This is a genomic window from Luedemannella flava (assembly GCF_039528515.1).
GTDB lineage: Bacteria > Actinomycetota > Actinomycetes > Mycobacteriales > Micromonosporaceae > Luedemannella > Luedemannella flava.
In genome coordinates, this window is sequence record NZ_BAAALT010000098.1 from 20,727 (window position 1) to 29,708 (window position 8,982).

Annotated in this window: 9 protein-coding genes; 1 reads left to right on the forward strand and 8 read right to left on the reverse strand. The window is 73.7% G+C overall.

Features of this window, described 5'->3' with window-relative positions:
- Positions 1-8 precede the first annotated feature (8 nt).
- The 8 genes from ABD211_RS17240 to ABD211_RS17275 form a co-directional block, all read right to left on the reverse strand.
- Positions 9-1,613, reverse strand: coding sequence for a bifunctional uroporphyrinogen-III C-methyltransferase/uroporphyrinogen-III synthase (locus tag ABD211_RS17240; protein WP_344132402.1), 1,605 nt, complete (start codon positions 1,611-1,613; stop codon positions 9-11).
- Positions 1,610-2,542 (reverse strand): hydroxymethylbilane synthase, encoded by a 933-nt coding sequence (gene hemC, locus ABD211_RS17245; RefSeq protein ID WP_344132405.1) that lies wholly within the window; start codon positions 2,540-2,542, stop codon positions 1,610-1,612. The genes ABD211_RS17240 and hemC overlap by 4 nt, the downstream gene beginning before the upstream one ends.
- Positions 2,539-3,858, reverse strand: a complete 1,320-nt coding sequence (locus ABD211_RS17250) for a glutamyl-tRNA reductase (protein WP_344132408.1) — start codon at positions 3,856-3,858, stop codon at positions 2,539-2,541. Before ABD211_RS17250 ends, hemC begins: the two co-directional genes overlap by 4 nt.
- Positions 3,855-4,670 carry a redox-sensing transcriptional repressor Rex gene (locus ABD211_RS17255; protein ID WP_425560441.1) on the reverse strand — a complete coding sequence of 272 codons (816 nt, stop codon included), beginning with the start codon at positions 4,668-4,670 and terminating at the stop codon, positions 3,855-3,857. The genes ABD211_RS17250 and ABD211_RS17255 overlap by 4 nt, the downstream gene beginning before the upstream one ends.
- A gap of 312 nt (positions 4,671-4,982) precedes the next feature.
- A complete protein-coding gene (locus ABD211_RS17260) occupies positions 4,983-5,705 on the reverse strand; it encodes a M23 family metallopeptidase (protein WP_344132411.1) in 723 nt (240 codons plus the stop codon).
- A 47-nt stretch (positions 5,706-5,752) separates the two neighbouring features.
- Positions 5,753-6,385, reverse strand: a complete 633-nt coding sequence (locus ABD211_RS17265) for an HAD family hydrolase (RefSeq protein WP_344132414.1) — start codon at positions 6,383-6,385, stop codon at positions 5,753-5,755.
- Positions 6,386-6,477: 92 nt separating this feature from the next.
- Complete coding sequence (locus ABD211_RS17270) at positions 6,478-6,729, reverse strand: glutaredoxin family protein (protein WP_344132417.1); 252 nt, start codon at positions 6,727-6,729, stop codon at positions 6,478-6,480.
- Entirely contained in the window at positions 6,726-8,312 is a 1,587-nt protein-coding gene (locus ABD211_RS17275) for an AMP-binding protein (RefSeq protein WP_344132420.1), read from the reverse strand. The genes ABD211_RS17270 and ABD211_RS17275 overlap by 4 nt, the downstream gene beginning before the upstream one ends.
- A gap of 410 nt (positions 8,313-8,722) precedes the next feature.
- Between ABD211_RS17275 and ABD211_RS17280 the strand changes: the two genes are divergently transcribed.
- Positions 8,723-8,982, forward strand: a 260-nt coding sequence (locus ABD211_RS17280; RefSeq protein ID WP_344132423.1) for a hypothetical protein, incomplete at its 3' end; no start/stop codon positions are given.

Below are 8,982 nucleotides of genomic sequence, written 5' to 3' on the forward strand. Positions count from 1 at the left end.
GGTCTCCCTCAGCGGAAGCGAAGCGCCGTCGGGCCCTGCACCTTCGAGCCACGACGCTGCTTCGCGGGCATGGCGGCAAGTTTCTCGCGCAGGTCCATGGCGTAGGCGGCGAGCGCCTCGACCAGGTCCGGCACGCTGGAATGTGCGGGCTGCACGTCGACGCGCAGGCCGAACTCCACGGCGGTGTCCGACGTCTTCGGGCCGATGACGGCCACGACCGTGCGCTGGTGCGGCTTGCCGGCGATGCCGACCAGGTTGCGCACCGTCGAGGACGACGTGAACAGCACCGCGTCGAAGCCGCCGCTCTTGATGGCGTCGCGGATCTCGGCGGGCGGCGGGGCCGCGCGCACCGTCCGGTACGCCGTCACGTCGTCGACCTCCCAGCCGCGCTCGGTGAGCCCGGCCGCCAGGGTCTCGGTCGCGATGTCGGCGCGGGGCAGCAGCACCCGGCCCACCGGGTCGAGGATCTCGTCGTGCGGCGAGAACTCGGCCAGCAGACCCTCGCTGGTCTGCTCGCCCAGCGGCACCAGCTCGGGCTGGATGCCGAAGGCGCGCACCGCGTCGGCGGTCGCCTCGCCGATGCAGGCGATCTTCACGCCGCCGAAGTGGCGGGCGTCGAGGCCGTGCTCGGCGAACTTCTCCCAGACGGCGCGGACCGCGTTGACCGAGGTGAAGATCGTCCAGGCGTACCGGCCGTCGACGAGGCCCTTGATGGCCCGCTCCATCTGGGCGGGCGTACGGGGCGGCTCGACCGCGATCGTCGGCACCTCGCAGGGCACGGCACCGTAGGCGCGCAGCAGGTCGCTCATCGCCCCGGCCTGCTCCTTGGTGCGCGGCACCAGGACCTTCCAGCCGTACAGCGGGCGGTTCTCCCACCAGCCGAGCTTGTCACGGTGCGCCATGCCCGGGCCGAAGCCCAGCACGACGCGGCCGGAGAAGCCCAGCGCGGCGGCGACGAAGCTGTCGACCGTCGACGTGGTGGTGTACTGCGACTCGCCCGTCCCGTCGCCGGTCACGGACACCGGCGCGGTGCCGTCGAGGCCCGCGGCGAGCAGCCCGTCGCGGATCGTCGCGAGGTCGCCGGCGTCGGCCGCCACGGCCAGGACGCGCGGCGCCGCCGCGGCGAGCGCGTCGAAGTCGAGCGTGTGCACGTCCTCGACGTCCACGGTGGTGCGCACGCCGGTGAGCGCGACGCCCGCGTAGGTCGCGACGCCCGCGGCCCGGCCGACGCCGGGGATCACGTCGAACGGCACGGCGGTGCGGGCCACGGCCTGCACCTCCTTGACGACGGAGTCGTGCTCGGTCGGGTCGCCCGCGACCAGGTGCACCGCCCGCAGGCCCGAGCGGGCCGCGGAGAGCAGGACCTTCGCCACGTCACCCGGCACTCCCTCGGCGGGGCTGAACTGCGTCTCCTCGCGCGGATCACCGTCGGCGTCGGTGTCCGCCTGCTCGGCGCGCAGCACGTCGAGCAGCGCGTCGGGCACGGAGCGGTCGTACACGATGTGATGGGCGCCCGTCAGCGCCTCGTACGCGCGACGGGTGAGCAGGCCGGGGTCGCCGGGGCCGGCCCCGACGAAGCTGATGCGGCCAACGGTCTTACGGGTGCGGGTCATGCGGGCACTCCCAGTGCAATGTCGGCGCCCTCGGCGAGCAGGTCGGCGGCGAGCCGCCGCCCGACCGCCGCGGCGTCGGTGAGCGTTCCGGTGGCGGACAACCGGATGGCGACGGAGCCATCCGGGCTGAACACGCCTCCGCGCAAATAGATCTCGTACTCGCCGTCCTCGGCCTCGGCCACGACGGCGAACGCGGCGACCGGTGCGCTGCAGCCGGCCTCCAGAGTGGCGAGCAGCGCCCGTTCCGCGACGACCGCGGCCCGGGTGTGCTCGTCGTCGAGCGTGCTGAGCAGCTCCACGGTCGGGACGCCGGCGAGCACGGCGTCGGTGCGGCACTCGATCGCCAGCGCGCCCTGCGCCGGGGCCGGCAGCATGAGCATCGGGTCGAGCACCTCGGTGATCTCGTCGGCGCGGCCGATGCGGCGCAGGCCGGCGGTCGCGAGGACGAGCGCGTCGTACTCCCCGTCGGCGAGCTTGCGCAGCCGGGTGTCGACGTTGCCGCGCACGGGCAGGCACTCCAGCCCGCGGCCGAGGCCGCGCAGCTGGGCGATCCGGCGCGCGGCGCCGGTGCCGATGCGGGTGCCCGGGCCGAGCTCGGCGAGCTGGCGCCCGTCGCGGGTGATCAGCGCGTCGCGCGGGTCCTCGCGCAGCGGCACGGCCGCGATGGTGAGCCCGTCGGCGGGCGCGCTGGGCAGGTCCTTGTACGAGTGGACCGCGAAGTCGATCTCCTTGGCGACGAGCGCGTCGCGCAGCGCGGAGACGAACACCCCGACGCCGAGCTGCGGGATCGGGGCGTCCGACCGGTCCCCGGCCGTCACGATCTCGACGACCTCGACGGCCTCGCCGGTCGCCGCCGTGAGGGCGTCGGCCACCGTCCGGGACTGGGCCATGGCCAGCGTGCTGCCCCGGGTGCCGAGTCGCAGGGTCATCGCGCGCCACCTTCCGCGAGAAGTTCCACGCCCACGGCGCGCTCCACGTCCCCGGCGTCCCCGCCGGTCACGTCCAGGTCGAACAGCTCCCGCAGCACCGCCACGTACTGGTCGCCGTCGGCCGTCGCCGCGAGCTGCCGGGCGCGCACGGTCGGCGAGTGCAGCAGCCGCTGCACGACGCGGTGCACGGTGTGCGCGACCTCGCCGCGCTGCTCCTCGGACAGGTCGGGGCGGCGCTGGGCGAGCCGGCGCAGCTCGTTGGTGACGACCTCGTCGGCGCGGGCGCGCAGCGCGGCCACGGTCGGCGCCACGTTCGCGCCGCGCAGCCAGGACAGGTACGCCTCGACCTCGCCGGCGACGATCTCCTCGGCGTCCGCCCGGTCGGTGGCGCCGGTCTCGGACTCGTGCAGCGCGTCACCCAACCGGGCGAGGTCCACGAGGACGACGCCGGGCAGGTCGCCGACGCCGGGCCCGACGTCGCGCGGCACGGCCAGGTCGAGGATGACCAGCGGCCGGTCGCGTCCCACGAGCGCGGACGACACCAGATCCCTGGTGAGTACGTGGTCGACGGACGCGGTGGCGCTCACCACGATGTCGACGTCCGCGAGGGCCGTGACCAGGTCCGCGTAGTCAACGACCGTCGCGCCGTGCAGCTCGGCGGCCCGGGCCGCGCGGTCGGCGCCCCGGTTCGCCACGTACAGCGGGCCGGCCTGCGCCCGCGACAGCGTCGCCAGGGCCAGGGAGCCCATCGCGCCGGCGCCCACGACCAGCGCCGGCCGCCCGGCGACCTCGCCGGCGCCGAGCCCGAGGGCCGCGGTGACGACGCTCTGCCCGGCCCGGTCGATGCCGGTCTCGGCGTGCACCCGCTTGCCGACGCGCAGCGCCTGCTGCATCAGCTCGTGCAGCAGCCGCCCGACGGTCTCGGCGTCGCCGGCCCGGCCGTACGCCTCGCGGAGCTGGCCGAGGATCTGGGCCTCGCCGACCACCATGCTGTCGAGCCCGCCGGCGACCCGGAAGGCGTGCCGCACGGCGTCGGCGTCGTAGCGCACGTAGAGGTAGGGCACCAGGTCGGCGACATCGACGCCGGCGCGCGCCGCGAGCACGGAGCCGATCTCGGCGAGCGCCCCGTGGAACGCGCTGACCCCGGCGTACACCTCGACGCGGTTGCAGGTGGACAGCAGGACGGCCTCGTCGACGTGCGACTGGGCGGCCAGGGCGCCGAGCAGACCGTCGGCGTCGGCCGACGCCACGGAGAGGCGTTCGAGCAGGGCGACGGGCGCCGTGTGGTGGGACACGCCCACAACCAGCAGCGTCACGGCGTGATCACCGCCCGGATGGTGGCCGGGGAGGTGGCTTTCTTCGCGCTGGGCAGCTTCGCGGCCGCGACCTTGGCGGTCGTGACCGTGGGCGCGACCTCCAGGGCGGCGCGGCCGTTGGCCGACGCCGCCTTGCGGTGCTCGTGGAAGGAGAGGATCTGCAGCTCGATGGCGAGGTCCACCTTTCGCACGTCGACGTTGTCGGGCACGGTGAGCACGCAGGGCGCGAAGTTGAGGATGCTGGTGACGCCGGCGGCGACGAGCCGGTCGGCGACCTCCTGCGCGGCGTGCACCGGGGTCGCGATCACGGCGATGGCGATCGCGTGCTCGGCGACGACCGCTTCGAGCTCGTCGATGTGGCGTACCGCGATGTTGTTGATCTCTTCGCCGACCCGGCGGGTGTCCGCGTCGAGCAGCGCCGCGATACGGAAGCCCCGGGTCCCGAAGCCGGCGTAGCCGGCGAGGGCGTGACCGAGGTTACCGACGCCGACCAGGGCGACGGCCCGGTTCGCGGTGAGCCCGAGGACGGACTGGATCTGCTCGATGAGCAGCTCGATGTCGTACCCGACGCCGCGGGTGCCGTAGGAGCCGAGGTGCGAGAGGTCCTTGCGGAGCTTGGCGGAGTTCACGCCGGCGGCGGCGGCCAGGCCCTCGCTGGAGATCGTCTCGTGGCCGGCCTCGGCGAGGTGGTGCAGCGCACGCAGGTACTCGGGGAGGCGGGCGACGGTGGCTTCCGGCAGATCCGGAAAGTCGGGCATGGTGGACCGCCGGACCGACGTCCCGGGCTGGTTACCGTTGCGGTGGTGGGTCATCATGCTCCGTGCCAAAGGGCGGACTCTGCGGCGACCCCGGACACCTAGCCGTCACTGACTGTGCTAGCGGTGTTCGCCGCTGTCACAGCGTAGGCGCTTGTGAAGCCGTGCACAAATCGCGATCTTGATACACCGGGTGACCCGGTGGGCACCCACCCACGGTCCGCGCGAACCCGAGAGATGCCCCCGCGGCAGAACCCCCATTCCTCGGCTAGCGGCTAAGCGCGGGTGGGCGCTCGGTCCATTATTGCTCCGAACGCGATCATGCCTAACTAGCCACGCAAATAGGTCAGACCGGTATTTATCGGCACGCTATGCCCCGGCCGGCGCCTTCGCCGGGCAGCCGTGCGATTTCCGCCACTTTTCGATCGCGGCTCCCGGGGAGCGGGACTCGCCCCTGCGCCACGCGTCGAGGTACCGGGCGGGCCAGATCACACCCCGCCGCACCCACCAGTCCGCCGTACGGGCGCACACAGGCGAGAGTCCGAAGTGGAGGTGGCAGGCGCCGGCGTCGCCGGTACGGCCGATCCTGCCCAGCACCGCGCCGGCGCGCACCCGGTCCCCGGCCGTCAGGCCCTTGGTGATCTCCGAATAGTGCGAGCCGTAGTAGCGCACGCCGTCGTCGCCGAGCACGGATACGAACAGCCCGCCCCGGTCGCCGCCCTTGTTCGTCTTACGGTCGTACCGGTCGACCCGGTTGACCTCGAGCACCACCCCGTCGGTGACCGCGCGCACGGTCAACCCACAGGCGGCGATGATGTCCGCGGCCGGGTAGTCGTGGTGCTTGTCCTTCGCGTAGCCGACCTTGCCGTCGACCGGGAAGACGTACCTGGCGGCCGGGGCGGCCCTGGTCGTGGGCCCCGGCTCCGGGACGGGCGGCGCGGCCCCCCGGTCGTCCAGCGCCCGGGTCGCGGTCGGATCGGGGTCGAGGCCGGCCGCCACGATGCCGTCGCGGCCGGTGGCGCACGCCGCGACGGGCAGCACGGTCAGGGCGGACAGCAGGAGACCGACGACGCGCCGGGGGCGGGTACGCACCTGGCCGAACCTAGCCACTGACACCCGCCGGCGCCACTTGAGCGGCGTCAGGCGGCGAGCGCGACGGCCTCGGCCAGACTGTGCGCCACGGGGACTCCGACGGCCTGGAGCCGGTCGAGATCGGTGAAGCCGCCGGCGTACAGGATGATCTTTGCCCCGACGGCCTCGGCGGCGAGCGCGTCGTCGACGGAGTCGCCGATCAGCACGCAGTCGGCGCCGCTGACGCCCAGCGCCGCCAGGTGGGCCGCGAGGTGGGGCGCCTTCGGGCCGCCGCCGATCGTGGCGCGCAGCCCGTCGACGCGGGCGAACCGGCTGGTCAGGCCGTACCGCTCGACGGTCGGCACGAGGTCGACGTGGAACCACATGGACAGCAGCGACTGCGGGCCCGCCCAGGTGTCCATCGCGGCGAGCGCGTCGGCGGCGAGCAGGCAGCTCGCCAGCCGCGCGTTGTACGCCGCGTGGAACGCCGCGTCGAGCAGCACGAACTCGTCGTCGTCCACGGGCCGGCCCAGGACGAAGGCGTAGTAGTCGCTGATCGGGCGGCGGAAGTCGCGCCGGTGCTCGTCGGCGGTGACGGCCGGGCCGTTGGCGGTGGCCAGCGACGCGTTCGTGGCCTCGACGACCAGGGAAAGGTCATCCAGCAGGGTGCCGTTCCAGTCCCACACGAGGTGCTTACTCATGGCGTCGACCCGCTTCGCGAGCGGGCGCCATGAGTTGAGACTGCGTTGATGGTTCGTTCGCTGCGCTCACTCATCCGCAGCAGGCTAGCTGGTCAGCGGGCTGACCCGCCACGGCGTAAATCACGCAGGAGGCGCTCCTCCTCGACGCGCCAGTAGCCGTGCTCGCGCCCGTCGAGCAGGATCACGGGCAGCCGGTCGCCGTACTCCGTCTCCAGCTCCAGGTCCGTCTCCACGTCGACCTCGTCCCACGGCTCGCCGGTGGCCTCGCTCACCCGGGCCATGGCCTCCTTCGCCACGTCACAGAGGTGACAGCCGGGGCGGGTGAGCAGGACCAGCCGGCTCACGTGGCGCTGCCCAGCATCGACTTGCGGACCTTGCCGGTCGCGGAGTGCGGCAGCTCGCCGACGATCTCGATGACCCGGGGCCGCTTGTAGCGGGCGAGGTTCAGCTCGCAGTGCGCCGCGACGTCGGCCACCGAGGCCCGCGACCCGGGCGCCAGGACGGCGTACGCCCGCACGGCCTCGCCGGTCTCCGGGTGCGGCTCCCCTACGACGGCCGCCTCGATGACGCCGGGACAGCCGACGATCACCATCTCGACCTCGTGCGGGTACACGTTGAACCCGCTCACGATGATCATCTCGCCGAGCCGGTCGACGAGGAACAGGTCGCCGTCGCCGTCGGCGTAGGCCACGTCGCCCGTGCGCCACCAGCCGTCCGCGTCCGGGCCGCCGTGGGCGTCGGGCCAGTACCCGCTGAACAGGTTGTCCCCGCGGACCACGACCTCACCAGGGTCGCTGCCGGCCGTGCCGGGGAACACGTCCTCGGCGTCCTCGTCGAACGGGGCGGCCCCCACGAGGCCGCCCGCGTTGAGCCGGACGATCGTGGTGCCGTCCCCGCCCACGAGGCGCACCTCGACGCCGGGAACCGGCCGCCCGATCGAGCCGGCCTTCGGCACGGGACTGGCCAGGTCGGTGGTGACCACCGGGGCGGTCTCGGTCAGGCCGTACCCCTGGTGCACCCGGCGTCCGGTGAGGCTGGCGACGCGCCGCTGGGTGACGGGGTCCAGCGGCGCGGCGCCGCTGACCAGGACCCGCGTCGAGCCCACGGACCCGGCCAGCTCGGGCCGCATCGACCAGGCGTGGTACAGCTGCGGCACCGCCGCGACCACGGTCACCTGATGTTGGGCGATCAGGGCGAGGATCCCGGCCGGGTCGGCCCCGTCCGCGAGCACCCCGGTCGCCCCGTGCCAGGCCACCGCGCCGAGGCCGGCGTTCAGCCCGTACGCGTGGAACAGCGGCAGGGCGAGCAGCACGACGTCGCCGGCACCCACGACCGTGGGCCGCACCTCGGCGAGCTGCCGGTGGTTGGCGATGAGCGCCCGGTGGCTGAGCATGGCGCCCTTCGGCGCCCCGGCCGTCCCGGAGGTATAGAGGAGCACCGCGAGGTCCTCGCCACCGCGCGCGGGGACATCCCCGGTCCGCGTGGCCGACAGGTCCGCGAAGGGCCGCCCGTCCGCGCCGCCGTCCAGGGAGTACGCGTGGCGCAGCGCGGGCAGCTGGGCGCGCACGGTGGCGATCGCGGCCAGCGCGGCGGCGGTGCCGATGACGACGCTCGCGCCCGAGTCGCCGAGCACGTGGGCCAGCTCGCGCGGCGTGTAGCCGGGGTTGACCGGCACGGCGACGAGCCCGGCCCGCAGGACCGCGAAGTACGCCACCGCGTACTCGGGGACGTTGGGCGCGACGACCGCCACGCGCGCGGGGTCGCCGGGTTGGTCGAGCGCTCTCAGCCCGGCGGCGACGGCGTCGACCCGCGCGTCCAGGTCACCCCAGGTGAGCACCTGGGATCCGGCGATGAGGGCCCGGGCCGCGGGGTCCGCCAGGGCGGCCCGACGGACGGTGTCGGCGAGGTTGTGGATGTCATCCGGCACGGAGGCTGAGTCTGGCACAGTGACACCCATACCGCCCAGGGTGCCCTGATCTACCCGCCCTGACCTCGCACGGCCCGGATACATCACGGCGTGTTGAGCGTGTCTTCACGGCGTGTCGTGTCGCGTTGGCGTCACTCGACCGGGCGCCCCGTCGCACACAGTGTGCGACACCGGACAAGCGCCCCAGGAAATACTTCTGGCCTCTGTAACGGACTCCCCGCACACCGGTGACGTTTGGCCCTTATGCTGCTGAAGTCGGGGTCGCCCGTTTTGGGGCTAGTCGAACCCCTCACCCCGAGGAGGCCCGTAGTGCCCGTTATTGCACCGCCTGAACACCCCTGTGGCGAGCATCGGTCATCGCCGGACATCGCCGCGCCAGCGGAGCACGACGGACGGACGGAGGAACGGCGGTGAGCGGATTCGAGATGGTCGGTAACTTTGTGACTACAGAGCATGCGAACGCGGGCACCGGGCTCGGTGACGGGCTGATGACGCCGCGAGGCCAGTTGAACGACATGTGGTCGGCCTCGGCCCGACCCGATTCCGGCGGCGGCCGCACCAGCAGTCGGGCCGCGAGCGGCCGCGACAGCGGCGGCAACCAGGCCGACGGCCGGCACGAGCCGGCGGGCGGGCGCAACGGTCCGCCGCGGGTGCCGCCCGCACAGGGCCG

Excerpts from the sequence above, each read along its gene's own strand:
- ABD211_RS17255 (WP_425560441.1), bottom strand. The coding sequence starts at position 4,670 with ATGACCCACCACCGCAACGGTAACCAGCCCGGGACGTCGGTCCGGCGG.
- ABD211_RS17240 (WP_344132402.1), bottom strand. The coding sequence starts at position 1,613 with ATGACCCGCACCCGTAAGACCGTTGGCCGCATCAGCTTCGTCGGGGCC.
- hemC (WP_344132405.1), bottom strand. The coding sequence starts at position 2,542 with ATGACCCTGCGACTCGGCACCCGGGGCAGCACGCTGGCCATGGCCCAG.
- ABD211_RS17265 (WP_344132414.1), bottom strand. The coding sequence starts at position 6,385 with ATGAGTAAGCACCTCGTGTGGGACTGGAACGGCACCCTGCTGGATGAC.